10 protein-coding genes are annotated in these 19,660 nt (G+C 34.1%); 1 reads left to right on the top strand and 9 read right to left on the bottom strand.

The annotated features are described in order from the left end of the window. The 3 genes from kdpB to A0O34_RS03445 form a co-directional block, all read right to left on the bottom strand. The gene (kdpB, locus tag A0O34_RS03455; protein WP_066751203.1) at positions 1-2,040 is read right to left on the bottom strand and encodes a potassium-transporting ATPase subunit KdpB; all 2,040 of its coding nucleotides are present in this window, start codon (positions 2,038-2,040) and stop codon (positions 1-3) included. 163 nt (positions 2,041-2,203) lie between these two features. Next, positions 2,204-3,898, bottom strand: a complete 1,695-nt coding sequence (gene kdpA, locus A0O34_RS03450; protein WP_066751202.1) for a potassium-transporting ATPase subunit KdpA — start codon at positions 3,896-3,898, stop codon at positions 2,204-2,206. A gap of 590 nt (positions 3,899-4,488) precedes the next feature. After that, positions 4,489-5,817 carry a sigma-54-dependent transcriptional regulator gene (locus A0O34_RS03445; protein ID WP_066751200.1) on the bottom strand — a complete coding sequence of 443 codons (1,329 nt, stop codon included), beginning with the start codon at positions 5,815-5,817 and terminating at the stop codon, positions 4,489-4,491. Positions 5,818-6,276: 459 nt separating this feature from the next. On the opposite strand from A0O34_RS03445, the gene A0O34_RS03440 reads away from it, so the two are divergent. Then, a complete protein-coding gene (locus A0O34_RS03440; RefSeq protein ID WP_228394347.1) occupies positions 6,277-9,156 on the top strand; it encodes a M16 family metallopeptidase in 2,880 nt (959 codons plus the stop codon). Positions 9,157-9,275: 119 nt separating this feature from the next. Here A0O34_RS03440 and A0O34_RS03435 read toward each other — a convergent pair whose 3' ends face one another. The 6 genes from A0O34_RS03435 to A0O34_RS03410 all read right to left on the bottom strand — a co-directional run bounded on the left by A0O34_RS03435 (position 9,276) and on the right by A0O34_RS03410 (position 19,599). Further along, positions 9,276-10,355, bottom strand: coding sequence for a GNAT family N-acetyltransferase (locus tag A0O34_RS03435; RefSeq protein ID WP_066751197.1), 1,080 nt, complete (start codon positions 10,353-10,355; stop codon positions 9,276-9,278). After that, complete coding sequence (locus A0O34_RS03430) at positions 10,352-11,350, bottom strand: polysaccharide deacetylase family protein (protein WP_066751195.1); 999 nt, start codon at positions 11,348-11,350, stop codon at positions 10,352-10,354. The genes A0O34_RS03435 and A0O34_RS03430 overlap by 4 nt, the downstream gene beginning before the upstream one ends. 71 nt (positions 11,351-11,421) lie before the next feature. Then, positions 11,422-13,560, bottom strand: coding sequence for a S46 family peptidase (locus A0O34_RS03425; RefSeq protein WP_082891089.1), 2,139 nt, complete (start codon positions 13,558-13,560; stop codon positions 11,422-11,424). 179 nt (positions 13,561-13,739) lie between these two features. Then, positions 13,740-14,384: an MgtC/SapB family protein gene (locus A0O34_RS03420; RefSeq protein ID WP_082891238.1), complete on the bottom strand. Its 645-nt coding sequence runs from the start codon at positions 14,382-14,384 to the stop codon at positions 13,740-13,742. A gap of 106 nt (positions 14,385-14,490) precedes the next feature. Then, on the bottom strand, positions 14,491-16,965 hold the full coding sequence (locus A0O34_RS03415) for a DUF7619 domain-containing protein (RefSeq protein WP_066751192.1): 2,475 nt from the start codon (positions 16,963-16,965) through the stop codon (positions 14,491-14,493). A 207-nt stretch (positions 16,966-17,172) separates the two neighbouring features. Then, entirely contained in the window at positions 17,173-19,599 is a 2,427-nt protein-coding gene (locus A0O34_RS03410) for a DUF7619 domain-containing protein (protein WP_066751190.1), read from the bottom strand. Positions 19,600-19,660 lie beyond the last annotated feature (61 nt).

Below are 19,660 nucleotides of genomic sequence, written 5' to 3'. Positions count from 1 at the left end.
TTAAAAGAATAGACTGATAAATAAATCGATAATCTTTATTCCAATGAATGGTGCGATAATTCCTCCCAAACCATAGATCAAAAGATTTCTTCTTAATAAAGCACTTGCCCCAATTGGTTTATAAGCAACGCCTTTTAAAGCCAATGGAATAAGGATCGGAATGATGATCGCATTAAATATGATTGCAGATAAAATCGCTGATTCCGGACTGTGAAGATTCATGATATTCAATTTCTGAAGCGCCGGAATAAAAGTGATAAACAATGCCGGAATAATGGCAAAATATTTAGCAACATCATTCGCAATACTGAAAGTGGTCAATGTTCCACGAGTCATTAATAATTGTTTTCCGATTTCTACGATTTCAATCAATTTTGTTGGATCATTATCCAAATCAACCATGTTTCCTGCCTCTTTGGCGGCCTGAGTTCCGCTGTTCATCGCAACACCGACATCGGCTTGAGCAAGAGCGGGCGCGTCATTCGTTCCGTCACCCATCATCGCAACCAGTTTACCTTCCTGCTGTTCTTTTTTGATATAATTCATCTTGTCTTCAGGTTTAGCTTCTGCGATAAAATCATCTACTCCGGCTTTTTCTGCGATAAATTTGGCGGTTAAAGGATTATCTCCCGTTACCATCACCGTTTTCACACCCATTTTTCTCAATCGTTGAAAACGTTCCTGAATTCCTGTTTTGATAATATCCTGAAGTTCAATAACGCCCCAAACCTCTTCATTCACAGAAACGACTAAAGGAGTTCCTCCGTTTTCAGAAATTTTAGTTGTTGCTTCCTGAGTTTCGGGAGGGAAAATATTTCCGGCTTTTTCAGTCAGTTTTTTAATTGTGTCGTAAGCTCCTTTTCTAATTCTTGTGTTTTCAAAATCAATACCTGAAGTTCTGGTTTCGGCCGTAAAATCAATATAGACAGGATTTGGAACAAGCAAGTCTTCAGATTTTAATTCGCTTAATTCTATAATTGATTTTCCTTCCGGAGTTTCATCGGCAACAGAACTTAACGCCGAAGCTTTTATAAATTCATTAATATCAATATTATTAGAAGGATGAAATTGGGTTGCTTTACGGTTTCCAATGGTAATGGTTCCTGTTTTATCCAGTAATAAGACATCAATATCTCCGGCAGTTTCAACCGCTTTACCACTTTTTGTGATAACGTTGGCTCTTAAAGCTCTGTCCATCCCCGCAATTCCAATCGCAGAAAGCAGACCTCCAATCGTTGTGGGTATCAAACAAACGAAAAGTGATATAAATGCCGCAATGGTGATTGGCGTCTGCGAATAATCTGCAAAAGGCTTTAAAGTAACTGTAACGATAATGAAAGTAAGGGTAAACCCGGCTAACAATATGGTTAAAGCGATCTCGTTAGGTGTTTTTTGTCTTGATGCACCTTCTACAAGGGCAATCATTTTATCTAGAAAAGACTCACCCGGTTTTGTGGTGACTTTTACTTTTATTCTGTCGGAAAGTACTTTTGTACCGCCTGTTACGGAGCTTTTATCTCCACCTGATTCTCTGATAACGGGCGCGCTTTCTCCTGTAATGGCTGATTCATCGATTGTTGCTAAACCTTCGATAATTTCACCATCCATCGGGATCTGGTCGCCTGCTTCACAAAGGAAAATATCTCCCAGTTTCATTTCAGCAGACATTTTTAAAGCTGTTTCTACTTGAAATCCAGGTTTGTTGTCTACGATTAATTTAGCCGGAGTTTCCTCTCTGGTTTTTCTTAGGGTATCTGCCTGTGCTTTTCCTCTTGCTTCGGCGATAGCTTCGGCGAAATTGGCAAATAAAACAGTGAAAAATAAGATAATGAATACTAAGAAATTATAGGTAAAACTGCCCTGTGTTTTGTCACCCGACAAGCTAAATAAGCTCACGATGAACATAACGATTGTTCCGATTTCTACCAGAAACATAACAGGGTTTTTAAACATGATTTTCGGATTCAGCTTAACGAAAGACTGTCTGATAGCTTCGTTGACCAAATCTTTTTGAAACAATGTTTGTGATTGATTTTTCATTGCTTTGAATGATTTTTTTTATTTGAACCATTAAGATTTATTTAAGAAGTTAAGTTGAGTTAAGAAAATATTCTCTGAATATTTTAAGCTTAATGATTTGATTATAATTAGCTTAATATTCTTAACTTCTTAAATAAATCTTAATGGTTTAATTATTTGATTTTTATTTAGAAAAATATTGAAGTTGTTCTGCAATAGGCCCTAATGTAAGAGCAGGGAAGAAAGACAAGGCAGCGATTAAAAGAATGACGGCTAAAGTCATAAATCCAAAAGTTGCGGTATCCGTTTTTAAAGTTCCTGCACTTTCCGGGATGTATTTTTTCTGAGCTAAACATCCTGCAATCGCAATCGGGCCGATGATCGGGATAAATCTTGATAACAGCAGCACAACTCCTGTTGAGATATTCCACCAAGGGGTGTTGTCTCCCAATCCTTCAAATCCGGATCCGTTGTTGGCGGATGATGAAGTGAATTCATACAACATTTCACTAAAACCATGGAATCCAGGATTATTTAATGTCTTGGCTCCGAATTCAGGAAAGTAAGCCGTTAAAGCGGTACCGACAAGAATTAAAAATGGATGGAATAAAGCAACGATCATCGCTATTTTCATCTCTTTAGCTTCAATCTTTTTACCCATAAATTCGGGGGTTCGTCCCACCATCAGACCGCTCATAAATACGGCAAGAATGATGAATATGAAGTAGTTCAGAATTCCGACACCACAGCCACCGTAGAAACAGTTGATCATCATCGCTAAAAGCTGATTCATTCCTGAAAGTGGCATCGTACTGTCGTGCATCGAGTTCACAGAACCTGTAGAAATTACGGTGGTTGCAATACTCCAATATCCTGAAGAGGCGCTTCCGAAACGGATCTCTTTTCCTTCCATCGCACCCAAATGATTATCGGTTCCCATTTCTGTAATTAATGGATTTCCACGAGTCTCATTTACAACATTCGGCACGGCAAGTGCTAGAAAACCAATGGTCATTACAGTGAAAATAGTCCATGAAAGTTTTCTTTTCTTTAAATAAAATCCTAACGCAAAAACCAATGCAAAAGGAATGATCATCTGCGTAACCATTTCCGTCATATTGGTCATGTAATTGGTATTTTCAAGCGGATGTGCTGAATTGGCTCCGAAAAATCCTCCTCCATTTGTTCCTAAGTGTTTAATTGCCACAAAAGCAGCAACCGGACCTCTGGAAACATCCACTTTCTGACCTTCAAGATTCGTGATATGGTCTTTCCCTTCGAAAGTCATCGGCGTTCCGTTGGCAGAAAGAATAAAAGCGACCAGAATACTGATCGGAATTAATATTCTAATCATTGATTTGGTGAAAAAATCGAAGAAATTACCTAATTCTGTAGTCGTTTTTTCTTTAAATGCTTTGAAAAGTACGGCCATAGCAGCCATTCCGGTAGCAGCTGTTACAAACTGTAAAAACATTAAGTATAACTGACTTAAATAACTGACTCCCGTTTCTCCCGAATAATGCTGTAGATTACAGTTTACTAAGAAAGAAATTGCGGTATTAAAAGCCAGATCGGGCGACATATCCGGGTTACCGTCTGGGTTTAAGGGAAGTAATGATTGATTTAATAAGATGAAAAATCCGATGATGAACCAAACTAAATTAATGGTCAGCATGGCAAACATATTCTGTTTCCAAGTCATCTGGCGGCTAGGGTTGATCCCTGAAACTTTATAAATAGCATTTTCAATCGGTTGAAAAATTTTATCTAAAAAAGTCTTTTTATAACCGTAAACATCAGCAATGTATTTCCCTAAGAAAATGCCAATACCTAATGTGATTGCGAACATCGCTATGATGCCTAAAATTTCTGTATTCATGATTTTGATTAAAATTTTTCAGGTTTCGTTAAAACATAACAGATGTACCCAAAGGCTAGTATTGAAAGGATAAATAAACTCCACATAATTTTTTATATTTTGTCGAAAAAATCAACAGATTTGTATAAAAGCCAAAACAGTACTGCGAAAATCAGTATTAAACTAATGAGCATCATGATGTTACAATTAAGGTTAATAAAGTAAAAAGTACATACGATACAATCAAAAAGTTGAATTTTGAATGCTCCCGTTTTTTGAACGTTTTTCTTGAAATTGTCATTTTTAGAATATTTTATTTAAATTCTATATGCCAAAAGAAAGTCCGTTTTATTTAAATGTAAGGTAAGTGGTTTATTGATAGTGTATTGCGGGATTTGGAAGTGATGCCACAAAACAGAAAAGCCTATCAAAATGATAGGCTCATTATTATAATGATAGGTTTATAGAATATTGAATTATTTTTTAACCATTAAGATTTTATTTAAGAAGTTTAGTTTAATTAAGGTAAAATCATTCTGATTTTTTTAAGCTTAAAGCGAAGCTCATCTTAATATTCTTAACATCTTAAATAAAATCTTAATGGTTAAATTTTATCTTAAATTATATTCTTCCAATTTGCGGTACAACGTTGCAATACCAATTTCAAGCAGTCTTGCTGCTTCCGCTTTGTTTCCTTTGGTGTATTGAATCACTTTTTGGATATGTTCTTTTTCTAAAGATCGCATACTTAACGAATCTTTTTCTGTAGAAGTCACTTTTTCAGAGTAATGGGGAAGACTTTCTGTATCTAAAATATTATCGTTCATTAAGATTAAACTTCTTTCGATGGTATTTCTTAATTCGCGGATATTTCCTTTCCAGTCGTTTTTTTCTAATTCTTTATAATATTCCGAGGAAACATTAACGGAGGACAAATGCAGTTTGTTCGAAAAAATATCAATGAAATTTTTAGCTAAAACTTTTAAATCCTCTTTTCTTTCACGAAGGGGAGGAAGATTGATTTCGAAAACATTCAACCTGAAATACAGATCTTCTCTGAAATGGGCCTGTTTTATTTCGTCTTCTAAATTTCTATTGGTAGCAGCAATTAATCTGAAATCTGATTTGGAGACCTTCGTTTCACCCATTCTCATGAATTCTTTGGTTTCCAAGACACGAAGTAATTTTGCCTGAAGCTCGATGGGCATTTCACCAATTTCATCAAGAAATAAAGTTCCGCCGTTAGCTTCTTCTACTAAACCTTTTTTATCTTTTATAGCTCCGGTAAAAGAGCCTTGCTTGTGCCCGAAAAGTTCGCTTTCTAAAATTTCTTTGCTGAATGCAGAGCAATTAATCGCTACAAAATTATTTTTATTTCTGTCGCTTCCTTCATGAATGGCGTTAGCAAAAACTTCTTTTCCGGTTCCGGTTTCGCCCGTTAAAAGAACGGTTGCATCTGTTAAGGCAACTCTCTCTGCCAGTTTTTTAGCCTGAATAATTAAAGGAGAAATTCCAATAATTTGATTGAATCCTTTTTGAATATTGCTTTTTTGAACAATCTTGGATTTATTGTCTTTTGCTTTTTCCAACGTTTTATAGACCAACGGAATAATTTTCTCGTTATCATCACCTTTTACTAAATAATCGTAAGCTCCGTTTTTCATCGCCTGAACAGCATCCGTGATATTTCCGAAAGCGGTCATTAAAATAATTTCCAGATGAGGATATTTTGCTTTGATAGATTTCACAAGATCAACTCCGAAAGCATCGGGAAGCCGGACGTCGCTCAACACAACATCAAAGTCATATTGCTCCAACATCGTCATTGCAGAACGCGCTGTGGAAGCTTCTTTTACGTTAAAATTTTCTTGGGAAAGGATCATTCCTAATAATTTCAGGAGCTTGATCTCATCATCGATGATCAGAATGTTTCCGGACATGGTTGTAATTTTGGGAAAACTTAATGCAAACTTAGATAATTATTTTGGAAAAAGGCTAAGAAAGGTGAGAAGGAAAGGATGGATTTTGTTGTTGGGGAGCCTTGGCAAGGTTTTAAACCTTGCCAAGGCTTTTTGGAAGAAAAATAATATAAAAGTTCAATGAAAAAAATCTTTGATTGGATGGTTGCATAATAATTTACAGACAAAAGCCTAGCCGCGATAGTAACGGTTACCCCGCAACAGGAAGTGGGAAAGTTGGAGGGTTTGGTGTTGGGAGCGCTGGCGTGAGGAGTATGAGTGGATAGCGCGAAATAGCTCCTGAAAAATAAATAATAAGTAATTGGAAATAAGTAATTCATAATTAATTATCGTTGCAATAGATGTAATAATAGGAAAAGTAGAAAGTGTTCTTTTTTGATTGCTTACATTTGTATACATTCTAATCTTAAAAGAATGAAAATGAATTTATATATGACCGACAAAAGATATAAGGAGACGATTCATACCGATAAAAATAACTACGAATATACTACCATAACTCAGGACGAAAATAAAGTAAGAATTTATACCCTAAAAAACGGGTTGAAGGTTTTTCTTGCTCAGAATTTTGATGCTCCGAGGATTCAGACCTACATTCCTGTGAGAACTGGAAGTAATAACGATCCGGCTGACAATACAGGGTTGGCACATTATCTTGAACATATGATGTTTAAGGGAACTTCAAAATTAGGAACTCAAAACTGGGAAAAGGAAAAGGTTTTATTAGACCAGATTTCTGACTTATACGAGCAACATAAAACAGAACAAGACCCTGAAAAAAAGAAAGAAATCTATACAAAAATAGATGAAGTTTCTCAGGAAGCGAGTCAGTATGCGATTGCAAATGAATATGATAAGGTAATTTCTTCATTAGGCGCAAGCGGAACGAACGCCCACACTTGGTTTGACGAAACTGTTTACAAAAATAACATTCCGAATAATGAACTTGAAAAATGGCTGAAAGTCGAGAAAGAAAGATTTTCTGAATTAACGTTAAGACTTTTTCACACTGAATTAGAATCAGTTTACGAAGAGTTCAACAGAGCGCAGGATAATGATTCAAGGTTGGTGAATTATGAGCTGATGGATGCTCTTTTTCCAACCCATCCGAATGGTCAGCAAACGACTTTAGGAAAACCGGAACATTTGAAAAATCCTTCTATGAAGGCTATTCATAAATATTTTGATGAATATTATGTTCCTAATAATTATGCAATGGTTTTCGTGGGTGATCTGGATTTTGAAGAAACAATTCAGCTTGTAGATCAGTATTTTGAAGCAATTCCTTACAAAGAATTACCAAAGAAGAGCCCAATCATTGAAAAACCACTTACTGAGATTGTAGAAAGAACAGTAAAAAGTCCGACAACTCCGAGAACTCAATTGGCTTGGAGAACCGGGAGCTATGGAAGCCGAGAAGCGATATTAGCCGATATTGTAGCAAATATTTTAAGCAATAGAGGAGAAGCTGGATTATTAGATTTAAATATTAACCAGACGCAAAGAATGCTTTGGGCACAGGCTTTTTCGGTTGGGTTGAAAGAATACGGATATTTTTCAATTGTTGCCGTTCCAAAAGAAATGCAAACGTTGAATGAAGCCAAAGAAATGGTATTGGAGCAGATCGAATTGCTGAAAAAAGGAGATTTTCCGGATTGGATGCTTCCTGCCATCATCAACGATTTTAAACTTCAAAGAATGAAAGCGTTGGAAACAGCTGATGGCCTTGCAACAAATCTTTATGATACTTACATCAAAGGCAGAACTTGGGAACAGGAACTGAGCGAGATGGATGAATATTCTACCGTTACCAAAGAAGAAGTTGTAGATTTTTCGAATGAGTTCTTTAAAGATAATTACGTTATCATCAACAAAGAAAAAGGAGTTAACGATAAATTATTAAGAGTTGATAACCCTGGAATTACGCCAATAAAAATCAACCGTGAAGCGCAATCTGAATTTTTACAGGAGATTTTAGCAGAAAAAACAGCAGATATTCAACCTGAATTTATTGATTATCAAAAAGAAATAAAAACAGCTACGGTTAAAGATAAGAAACTGAGTTTCGTTAAAAATAAATATAATGAAATTGCTCAGGCTCACTTTATTTTTCCTTTTGGAAGCGATCACGACAGAGATTTGGGGATTTCTACCCAAGTTCTTCAATATCTCGGTACGGAAAAATTTTCTCCCGAAGATCTTAAAAAAGAGTTCTTTAAAATTGGAGTAAGCAACGATTTTAAAACCTCTGCCGATCAACTTTTGATCTCATTGAGCGGATTAGAAGAAAACCTTGAACAGGGAATTGAATTGCTTCAACACTGGATGCATAACGTAAAGCCAGATCAGGAAATTTACAATCAGTTTGTGGAAACCATTCTTGAAAATCGTGAAGCGGTAAAAAAAGATAAAAACCGTATTATGACGGCTTTGACGAACTATACAAAGCTCGGCGAATTTTCACGTTTTACAGATATTATTTCTAAAGAAGAATTGGAAAGTACGAATGTTGAAGTGTTTACAGACAAAATGAAAAAACTGTTTGATTATCCTTATCAACTATTTTTCTACGGGAAAAACTTTGAAAACTTTACTAATTATATTGAAAAATATATTGAAACGGCAAGTCTTCAAATTCCTGAGCCTAAAAAATATCCTGAACCGGAAACTAAAGGAAATGTCTATTTCATGAACTATGACATGGTTCAAATGGAAATGAGTAAAATTGGAAGAGGAAATGAAGTCAACACCGCAAACTTCGGAAAAATCAATGTTTTCAATGAATATTTCGGAAGAGGATTGTCGTCCATTGTTTTTCAGGAAATCCGTGAGAGCAAGAGTTTGGCGTATTCTGCATACGTTTCTTATGCTGCCAACGCGGAATCGGGACATCCGGATTATATTACGACATACATCGGAACACAGCCCGATAAATTGCAGATTGCAGTTGACACAATGAGCGAATTGATGAGTGAACTTCCTGAAGTACCAACTCAATTTGAAAATGCCAGAAATGCCGCCTTAAAACAAATTGCATCAACAAGAATTACACGAACTACTATTTTCTTCAATACCTTAAGGTTAAAAAAAATAGGCATTTCGCATGATTTTAGGAAAGATATTTATCAGCAGATTCAAAGTCTGAAATTTGATGATGTGAAGCAGTTTTATCAGACCGAAATAAAACCTGTTCATTTCAATACCGCCATTATTGGGAAACGAGAAAACCTGAATATGGAAGCCGTCAACCAAATGGGAGAGTTTAAAGAATTGACTTTAAAAGATATCTTCGGACATTAAAAATGGGAGCCACGAAGTGGCGACTTAACAAAGGGCAGGATGAAATCCTGTCAAAAACACAATAAAACAATATCCCAAGTAGTATTAAAACAAAAAGAGGCTTACTAAAAGCCTCTTTTTTATGTCATCACACAATCACCATCTCCATCCTGAAAATGAGGATCAAAGTGGTCAGGAAGGTTTTTAATAAGTTGTTTGTGAAACATATACCGCCTTTCCATATTTCGCTGATGGATGTTTGGAAATATATTCATCGATTCTGCTTTTTTGTTGAATTCCGTTTGATAGCTTGTTAAAGAATTAATTTTATTCTTAACGATAAAATAGCTTAAAAATGTAACAAACTGTTCCAAATCAGATATTGAAAACAAATAGGATATTTTTAAGTGACCATCTCTTACAAACAAAAGCGCACAAGTTTTTAAAGTGTTTTTCTTATCATAAATTTTTATCCAAAAATATTTAAAGCTTTCAGAAAAGCTGGAAAATAAATAGTTTTCTTCTTTATTTTTACTTTCCAAAACCCACGGATTTTCTATTGCCCAATTGAGTTCTTCTGCATTTCTGTTGCTGTAAAATTTTGATATGAAATCAGTGCTTTCTGCATCTATTTTATCAAGAATTTCAAATTTGAAATCAGGTTTTTGGATGAAGCAGTTTTTTACTGAAATAAGAGAATTTAATACGGAATCTCCTAAGCTGAGAAGTGGCTGTAGATGCTCTGTTTTAGGCTTTTTTGACGGAATTATCGTTGCCAAATCTGTCCGGAAATAATATCGCTTACCAACTTTAGGCTGAATGTATTCAAAAGTCCCCATTTTGTTATAAAGTCCTTCTGCTTCCTTTGTAAATTCTGTGAGCGCCAGATTTTCATGATATTCTTCAAACGCCTTTTGTAAAAGGGATTGAGCAATTCTTTTTCCTCGAAAATTACTGCTTACATATAACGTACTCAACCATGCATAATTAAATATTTTTCCATCAATGATGAAATTATCAGGGAAACAACCAATATAACCAGCTAGATTGTCATCGTCAAACGCTAAAATAAGTAACGTTTGATCATCATTTGCTTTTGGATTATTGATGTGAGATTGAGCTCTGTGTGCTGTAATTGGTAGAAAATCGTATTTTTTGAAATCTCCGGATGATACAAATTCCCCCAATTGTTTTTTATTAAATGTTTTTAAATGTATCATTTCCTTAGAATTTTATTTTTATTTACAATACCTTTTAATTGATAATAAGTAATTTCTTTTTTTAAGATCGTTTCTGCATTTTCTCCAGTTTCCATCGGTATTCTTTGGAGGTTTTTTGAAACGCTGTCGAGTTTTATTCCTGCGCTTCCGAAAGTACAGAACATTTCTTTATTTTTAAATAATTCATCAAAAAAAGCTTTTTCAACGCCGAAATCTGTAAAAGGAAATGCAAAACTTTCATAAAGAAAATCATTGTTCTTTAAATAATCAAACGTTTTGCTGGTCGTCTCTAGTTTTTCACTTAAAGATAGCTCATTGTACAAAGGATGATCCCAACTGTGAGAGGAAATTCCAAACCCTTTTTGAGTTAATGATTTTAATTGATCGAAGCTTAAATAAGGTTTTTGTTCTTTTAAAAATGAATTAATGTTAATTTCAAGTACTTCTGTAAGCTTATCCAGAGTTTCTGTTTTATGATAATTTAGCTGTAATATTTTCTGTTTGATTTCTGATTTCGAATCGCTATTAAACTGAAGAATATTATATATTTCTGGGCTTATTTCTTTATTTTTTTCAATTTCATTAATGATTAAACTTGCCTTGCAGCGAAACATCAAATCTTTATTATCAATGAAAGCGGGATTGATAAAATTAACAGCATAAATTCCTTTTCTCTCTAAAATTGGAACGACAACATCATAAAATTCCCTGAAACCATCATCAAAAGTAAGAAGGGTAATTTTATTTTTAGGGGTAAAGTTTCCGTTGATAAAATCTTTAAATTCTCCCCAATTCACAAACTGGAAATACTTTGATAAGTAATCTAGGTCTTGCTCAAACTGTTTTACATTTTTATAGTTGATGATATGATTAAGATGAGGTGAATTTTCATCAGAAACACAGTGGTAGACAGGTAAAAAGTAGGGAAGAGGAAACGATTTTTCGATATCATTTCCTACAAAATTGGCTAATAAGTTTATGATTTGCTCTTTCATACAATAAAAAAGAATCTATTTAAATTAATATTAAAAATTTAAATAGATTCTTAAAGTTATCATTAAAAAAATTACTTTATCACTTTCATTTCATCAATAAGCCATTTAGAGTCGGCATATTTATCAATAATGAAAAGAATATATTTGGTGTCAACCATGATATTTCGGCTGAAACGTGGATCATAATTGATGTCACTCATCGTTCCTTCCCATTGTCTGTCGAAGTTTAAACCAACAAGATTTCCATTAGCATCCAAAACCGGACTTCCAGAGTTTCCTCCCGTTGTGTGGTTTGTTGCTGTGAATCCTACAGGAACATCGCCTGTTTTATCTTTATAATTTCCAAAGTCTTTTTTATTGTAAAGATCGATCAGTTTTTTTGGAACATCAAATTCGTAATCTCCAGGAACATATTTTTCAATAACTCCCGCTAAATGCGTTTGGAAACCATAAGAAACAGCATCTCTTGGCGTAGAACCTTTCACTTTTCCGTACGTTACACGAAGCGTAGAATTGGCATCCGGGAAGAATTTTCTGTCCTTATCCGTATCGATTTGTTGTGCCATATATGTTTTTTGCAACGCATCAATTTTAGTCTGAAGAGATGTAAATTGAGGATCAGCAGTTTTCATATACGTGTCTCTTATTGAAACGTAAAGCTGATAAACAGGATCTTTTTTAATTGTTTTAATTAATTTATCCTGATTAGAGAAAGCTTTTTCAATATCTGTACTAAGATTTGCTCCATTTACAGCAGTTCTTCCCGTAATAATTGAATTTTTCGAAATATCTTCAATTACAGGAATATTTTGAGCTTCATTTTTATACTTGTCAAAACCTGCAGGTAAGAATTGTGGAGCCGTTTTATTAGCATATAAAGCCAGCAGTCTTGCGGTTACTTTTGCATCCAATTCTGCGCTGTAATCTTTGTAAAATGCAGTTAGTTTTGTTTTAAGTTTGGTAAGCTCTTTTTCATCCATTCTGCCAGATTCTACAGAAGAAATGTAGGTGTAATAGTCACTTGCAAGCTTTAATGTTTCTGCATTTTTAATGACTTCTGTGTAGTAAGCATTATTTAAAGCACAAGGAGCCTGATCGTTGTATAATTTATTCAATTGATCTAAAGTTGCTTTTACCTCGTGGTTTTTGGAAACTAAAGAACCTTCATACATTACTTTTTTCTCAACGGCGTTTGATTTTTTTAACCCTTCAACTTCACCGATCCATTTTTTCCAGTAATTGGCTACGGAAGCAAATTTTGAAGCATATTTGATACGCGTTGCATCATCTGCACGCATTTTTTCGTCTAATGTTTTCAAAGCAACATCACGTACGGCAATTTTTGCAGGATCGATCTCTTTCATGATCTTTTCTACAGCAATTGCAGGAAGATATTCTGTTGTTTTTCCGGGGAATCCGAATACAAATGTGAAATCGTTCTCGTTTTTATCCTTGATAGAAACCGGAAGATAATGCTTCGGTGTATAAGGAACGTTGTCTTTTGAATATTCTGCAGGATTATTGTTCTTGTCAGCATAAATTCTGAACATAGAAAAATCTCCCGTATGTCTCGGCCAAACCCAGTTATCGGTATCAGAACCGAATTTCCCGATGCTTTGTGGTGGTGCGCCTACCAGACGAATGTCTTTATATGTTTCGATGGTGTAAGCATAGTATTTATTTCCGTAATACATTGGTTTTACAGAAATAGATTGAAAAGATTCTGTTTTTTGAGAATTTTTATAAACCTCAATATTGGTGTTGATCTTTTTCGTAAGATCAGGTTCTGTAAGGTTATCTGTACCTTCTAAAATTTGATTAGAAACATCTTTAATGTCTACAATAAAGTCTACTGTTACTCCCGGATTTGGAAGTTCTGTACTCATATTTTGTGCCCAGAAACCGTTTGATAAAAGGTCGTTTTGTACGGTAGAATGAGCCTGGATCTGACCAAAACCGCAGTGGTGATTCGTCAATAATAATCCTTTTGGAGAAATGATCTCAGCAGTACACCCTCCGTTGAACTGTACTACAGCATCTTTTATGCTTGCTTTTTGAGGATTGAAGATGTCTTTAGCAGAGATTTTCATTCCTAAATCTTTCATTTCCTTTTCATTGAGCTCTGTTGGGATCCACATTCCTCCGTATTGCTGTGCAAAAGCCATGGCAGCCGGCAAAAGAAATACAGATAAAAGTATCTTTTTTGTCATAATCAAAATTTTGCCCTAATTTACAAAGAAAATGGGAGATTTTGGTTATGAATTATCAGTTAAAAGCGATAAAATGGATAGTTAATTATTGATGATCGATAAATCATTAAAATGATACTGAATTTGTTATTCAATATTAATTATAAATGACAATTATGCTTTACATTTTTAATCTAAATTTAAAACTGATAGGCAATTATTTTAGGATCGTTCATTAATTGTTTAATTAATGTTTCATGATGTTTATTTTGACCTGTGAGTCTCCAGGTTGTTGCAAGATTTCCTACGGTATATTGCTGTCTTATCATCAGATATTTCAAATTATTATTTCTGAATAATTCTTCACAATGCCTTATTTCATCGGAAGCTACAATGGCAATTTTATATTCTCTGATCTTATGATTGTTATCGATAAAAGCCTGAAGATAAGTAAGTGAACTTAAAATTAATAATACCAAAACGGTTCCCATCAGTGACAAATAAACGTATCCGGAACCTACGGCCATTCCGATTGAAGCGGTTGCCCAAATCGTTGTTGCAGTGGTAATTCCGTCGATTTTATTATCTCCTTTAAAAATAACTCCGGCTCCCAGAAAACCAATTCCTGTAATGATATTTGCGGCCAAGCGGTCAGGATTCTGAACACCTATTTTAATGGAAAGTATGGTAAACAGACAAGATCCGAAGCATACCAAAATAAAAGTACGCAAGCCTGCAGATTTGTTTCGATATTCTCGTTCTGCGCCTATGAAAACGCCCAAAAGAACAGAAATAAATATCAATAACAGCTCATTTTGTATAGAATGATCCTGTAAAAATTCCATTTTTTTAATTTTAAACTTCTTTAATAAAAATACAATAAAATCTTCATTAGTAAACATAAAAAAGACTGCCTATAAAGACAGTCTTTTGGTTGGCTGTTGAATTGAATTAATTTTTAATAAATTTCTGAGTCACCGCTTTATCTTTTGTAGATAATTTGATGATATAATTTCCTTTTGGAAGCTCAGAAACATTGATTGAGTTATTTTTTACACCTGATGAATTAATGATTCGTCCGGTTGTGTCATAAATCTCTGCTTTAACGATTTCTTTATCAGATTTAATTGATAAAATATCTTTTACAGGATTCGGATAAATGCTGAAAACATCTTTATTTTTATTGTTTTCTGAAATTGCTAAAACGGTTTCATTCTGAATATTTGTTGTAAAAGTATTCGTAATAATCGGGTGGTTGTAATCAAAATAGATTTTAGCTGTATTGCTGAAACTATCTCCTAAAACTAAGGTAGATTTTGTTTTAATTTTGAAAGAAACATATCCGTCATTATTAGCGTCATCAAAAGGAAGCTGAATATTTTCAAAGATAAATTCAACCGTGTTTGGATTTGTAATTTTTGTTATGAAATTATGACTTCCGTTAAGAGAAACGATGGATGAAAGATCAAATTTTGAAACATCAATTTCGTCTTTTACAACGATGTTTTGAGCGTTTCCGTTTCCGGTATTTTCAAATCTGATCAGATAATGAACGTATTCTCCAACCTGTGTTTCGGCAATGGATGTTCCTTCAAGACAGGTTTTGTCATTCGGGTCAAATGAATTGACAACGGTTTGATTTAATGTAAATGTATTATCTAAAGGCGTGTCGTCCGTAGCTCCGTTGATTTGTGCTGTGTAATGAAGGACATCACCGCCGTTAAGTGGAGGAGTTGCAGTTGGCGTGTTTAATTTGAAAGTTGCGGTAATTTCTTTGGTTTCAAAAGGTAAAAGATTAATGAAATTCCAATTGAGAGTTCCTGTGGATTGAGAATTTGGAGCAGTTGTAGCTGTTAAGTAATTCATCAGATTATCATTAAAATTAAAAACAATTGCTCCAGATTGCATTGTTGTTCCTTTATTTTTATAAATGATCTTATATTTAGCGTCAAACCCTGGAACAGCTGCAGTCATCGGAATAACAATCACTTCCAGATCATGATGAGTTCCATTCGGTGTCATGCAAAAATTCTGAGATAACGGACTTGTCTGTGCAGGGAAAGTTGCCGTAAAACTTAATGGAGAAATGCTGAAATAAGCCGGATTCTCAACAATCGGAGTAATGGTATGAGCTCCTGCCGGAACTGAAAAAGAATAATTTCCGGAATTATTTGAAATCATGCTTCCTGTGATTCCCGCTCCCGTAATATTGAATTTTTGGTAACTTTTATTAGGGTCGCTCGTGTCGCATCCATTGCTATTAAGATCTAATTTGGTATTTCCCTGTATGGTATAGAAGGTTCCGCCTGGAGTGAACGAGCAATAAGAGTTAACGGTAACATTGGTATAACCATAACTATTATTTGACGTAATTGTTTGATTGATCTCATTTTCATCACAACATATATAACTCAAATTTGGATTATTTTGGTACAGCCCAGTTGTAAATCTTCCGTTCTTCATAAATATGCTCTGCAGATTATTGTTGGGAGCATTAAATGAGTTAAGGATCGTGTTATGGCTAATGTCAAGCGAAGTAAGCTGATTATTATTAAGATAAAGCGTCTGCAGCAAAGGTACCGCCGAAAGATCAATACTTGTAAACTGATTGTTGATGATTCTTAAATAATTCAGAATCGGGCTTTGGCTTAGATTGATCGTGGAGAGGTTATTATAACTTGCTTCAAGTGATTTTAATTTAGGCGTGTTCTGAAGATTGATCGATGTAAGCTGGTTGGCCGAGCATGTAAGGGTTTCAAGCTTCGTCAGATTACTCACATTAAGAGTGGTTAATGCATTTGACAAAATGTTGAAGCTGTACAGATTAACAAGCGAACTCACATCAATACTGGAAATATTATTACCGCTGCATAATAAATATTTCATCGTTGTGCTGCCGGAAAAATTAATGGTTTCTACATTTCCGTCTGAGCACGTTAAAATATTCATTTTTGGAAGATTAGAAATATCAAGATTTACAATATTTGCATTCTTAACACTGATATTTTCCAGAATTGGGCAGCCTGTAAAATTGGCAGAAGACATATTGGTGTTATCATCAAAACTTACAAGTTTCAAATTCTGCATTCCGCTGACATCTACAGAAAGAATGTTTGGGCAGTCGGATACATCCAGATATTCAAGATTGACAAAAGATTTTACTCCAACTATTGAGGAGATCGGAAAAGGACTGTTATTTGAGCTGTAAATATTGATATCTCTAATATTTGCCGCCTCTGAAAGCTGTATTTCGCCATCATTATTAGTGTCAATCGATACCCAATTCCCGGCTAAGTTTTGAGTGATTTGGTTGGTAGGGCTTCCGGAAAGCAATTTAGCCTTAAACTGAGGATCCGGAAAGTTAATAATTTGTGCATTGAGTGAAAAATGTGCTAGAAATAGCACAAAAAAGTAAATGTTTTTCATGGGTTAGTGATTTGGTGTGCTAAATATACAAATAAAATAGTATTGTGAAAAATATTTGCTTTTTAATTTTAATTATGGAATAAAAACCATCTATTATTAGGTATTGTTTAAATTTTTATTGAATTTTAAATGATTTGAAAATTGTTTAGTCCACAAAAAAAGACTGCCTTTAAAGACAGTCTTGTATTTTATAATTTATTTTTTGAATTAATTCTTAATAAATTTCTGAGTCATCGTTTTATCTTTTGTAGATAATTTGATGATATAATTTCCTTTCGAAAGTTCAGAAACATTGACCGAATTGTCTGTTACACTTGCTGAATTCAAAATTCTTCCGGCAACATCGTAAATTTCTGCTTTTACGATTTTTTCTTTTGATTTAATAAACAAAACATCTTTTACAGGATTCGGATAAATGCTGAACTGAGTTTTATCATTATTAATTTCTGATGTTGCTAATACATTCTGAACCGTTGTTGTATAATTATTCGTAATAATTGGATGGTTGTAATCAAAATAAATATTCGCTTTATTACTGAAGCTGTCGCCAAGGTTTAAAGTAGATTTTGTTTTAATTTTAAAAGAAATATATCCGTCGTTATTCGCATTATTAAATGGAAGCTGGATGTTTTCAAAGATAAATTCTACAGTATTTGGATTTGTAATTCTTGTTACAAAATTATGACTTCCGTTCAACGAAACTAAACTTGATATGTCGAATTTAGAAGTATCAATAACATCTTTTACAACAATGTTTTGTGCATTTGCTGTTCCATTATTTTCAAATCGGATTAAGTAATGAACGTAATCTCTAACCTGAGCCTGGGTAATAGAAGCTCCTTCAAGACATGTTTTATCATTCGGGTCAAAAGAATTGACAACCGTTTGGTTTAATGTAAATGTGTTGTCTAAAGGTGTTTCATCAGTTCCTGCATTGATTTGAGCTGTGTAATGTAGTATATCTCCACCATTCAAAGCAGGTGTTTGCGTTGGGGTATTTAAAGTAAATGTAACTGTTATTTCTCTTGTTTCAAATGGTAAAAGATTAGTGAAATTCCAGTTTAAAACTCCTGTTGATTGAGAATTTGGAGAGACTGTAGAATTTAAATAATTCATCAGGTCATCATTATAATTGAAAGCAAAAGCTCCTGATTGCGTTGTTGTTCCCTTATTTTTGTAAATGATTTTATATTTTGCATCAAAGCCAGGAACTGCAGCAGCTATCGGAAAAATTAGAACTTCAAGATCATTGTGACTTCCATTCGCAGACATACAGAAGTTTTGGTTAAAGGGGCTTGTTTGTGTAGGAAAATTCGCGATTATACTTGTTGGCGAAAAATTAAAATAAGTTGGGTTTTCCAGAATCGGAGTGATTGTGTGGGTTCCAGCTTGTAATGGAATTGAGTAGTTTCCTGAATTGTTTGCAATAACGCTTCCAGAAATACTTCCATTAGTAATATTAAATTTTTGAAATGCTTTGTTTGGATCGTTGGTATCACAACCATTATTATTACTGTCATATTTTGTATTTCCCTCAACGGTATAAAAGGTTCCGCCGGGAGTAAATGAGCAATAAGAATTGACAACACAGTTCGTATTTGCCGGTAATAAGTTGGTAGCATTTAAGATCTCAAAATCGTCTGCACAGATAAAAGCAAGGCTCGGGTTATTAGAGAGCGAAGAAGGTGAGTTTTGTGTGAAATTATTAATTCCATTTTTAATAAATAGAGACTGTAGATTAGGATTATAGTCGCAGCTGAAATTTTGTATTTTAGTATTGTGTGAAAGATCAAGACTTGTTAATAAATTATATGCACAATCGATTCCTTGAAGCTGAGTAAGTCCCGAAACATCCAAATTGGTAAATTTATTAATGCTAAGGCTTAGCAATTTTATATTGGGTGCCTGTGCAAAAGAGATTGATGGTAATTTATTATTAATTAAATTCAACCAAATTAATGCTGTATTGTTGTTAAAAGTAATGGACGTCAGATTATTCCATGTTAAATAACCATCATAAAGAGCAGTCAAACCGCTTAAGTCTATTGTAGTTAATTGATTTGTTGAAGCATTTAAACTTTCCAGTAGGGTATTTGATGATACATCTAAAGTCTGAAGTTTAGCATTGCTGCAGTTTAAACGTTTTAATTGGGTACAGTTTTGTAGTAATAAGCTAGATAAGTTCATATTACTGGCTCTCACATCCGTTAAACTTGTACAACCCTGAACATTGATAGAGGTTAGAGTATTATTGTCTTCTATTATGATATTATACAAATCAGTCAGATTGCTCAAGTCGATTGATGATAAGGATGGCAATCCTGAAATATAAACGCTCCTTAAATTCACAAATTCTTTGATACCCTGCAAGGAGGCAATAGCAGATATTTCATTCATAATGGGATTCCAAGACATAGGCATGTTGACATGTATTTCCAGAACTTTATCGGCCTCACTTTTTTGTATTTCACCGTCGTTATTACTATCTATATCAATATAACCGTTAATTCCCATTGCTACAGGATAAGTAGTCGTTAAAAGGACATTTTTAAAATGGATATCAGGAATATTCACAATCTGCGCCTTAAGCCCAGAAAACAAAATCATAAATACGATTAAGTAGATTTTTTTCATGTATTATTAGTTAGTAGTTATTTTTTTAATTAAGTGGCAAAAATAAGCCATTGAAAGTAAA

The organism is Chryseobacterium glaciei, from assembly GCF_001648155.1.
Classification (GTDB): domain Bacteria; phylum Bacteroidota; class Bacteroidia; order Flavobacteriales; family Weeksellaceae; genus Chryseobacterium; species Chryseobacterium glaciei.
Note: the sequence above shows the minus strand (reverse complement) of the source record. Positions and strands in the feature narration are given on the sequence as shown.

Excerpts from the sequence above, each read along its gene's own strand:
- kdpB (WP_066751203.1), bottom strand. The coding sequence starts at position 2,040 with ATGAAAAATCAATCACAAACATTGTTTCAAAAAGATTTGGTCAACGAA.
- kdpA (WP_066751202.1), bottom strand. The coding sequence starts at position 3,898 with ATGAATACAGAAATTTTAGGCATCATAGCGATGTTCGCAATCACATTA.
- A0O34_RS03445 (WP_066751200.1), bottom strand. The coding sequence starts at position 5,817 with ATGTCCGGAAACATTCTGATCATCGATGATGAGATCAAGCTCCTGAAA.
- A0O34_RS03440 (WP_228394347.1), top strand. The coding sequence starts at position 6,277 with ATGAATTTATATATGACCGACAAAAGATATAAGGAGACGATTCATACC.
- A0O34_RS03435 (WP_066751197.1), bottom strand. The coding sequence starts at position 10,355 with ATGATACATTTAAAAACATTTAATAAAAAACAATTGGGGGAATTTGTA.
- A0O34_RS03430 (WP_066751195.1), bottom strand. The coding sequence starts at position 11,350 with ATGAAAGAGCAAATCATAAACTTATTAGCCAATTTTGTAGGAAATGAT.
- A0O34_RS03425 (WP_082891089.1), bottom strand. The coding sequence starts at position 13,560 with ATGACAAAAAAGATACTTTTATCTGTATTTCTTTTGCCGGCTGCCATG.
- A0O34_RS03420 (WP_082891238.1), bottom strand. The coding sequence starts at position 14,384 with ATGGAATTTTTACAGGATCATTCTATACAAAATGAGCTGTTATTGATA.
- A0O34_RS03415 (WP_066751192.1), bottom strand. The coding sequence starts at position 16,965 with ATGAAAAACATTTACTTTTTTGTGCTATTTCTAGCACATTTTTCACTC.
- A0O34_RS03410 (WP_066751190.1), bottom strand. The coding sequence starts at position 19,599 with ATGAAAAAAATCTACTTAATCGTATTTATGATTTTGTTTTCTGGGCTT.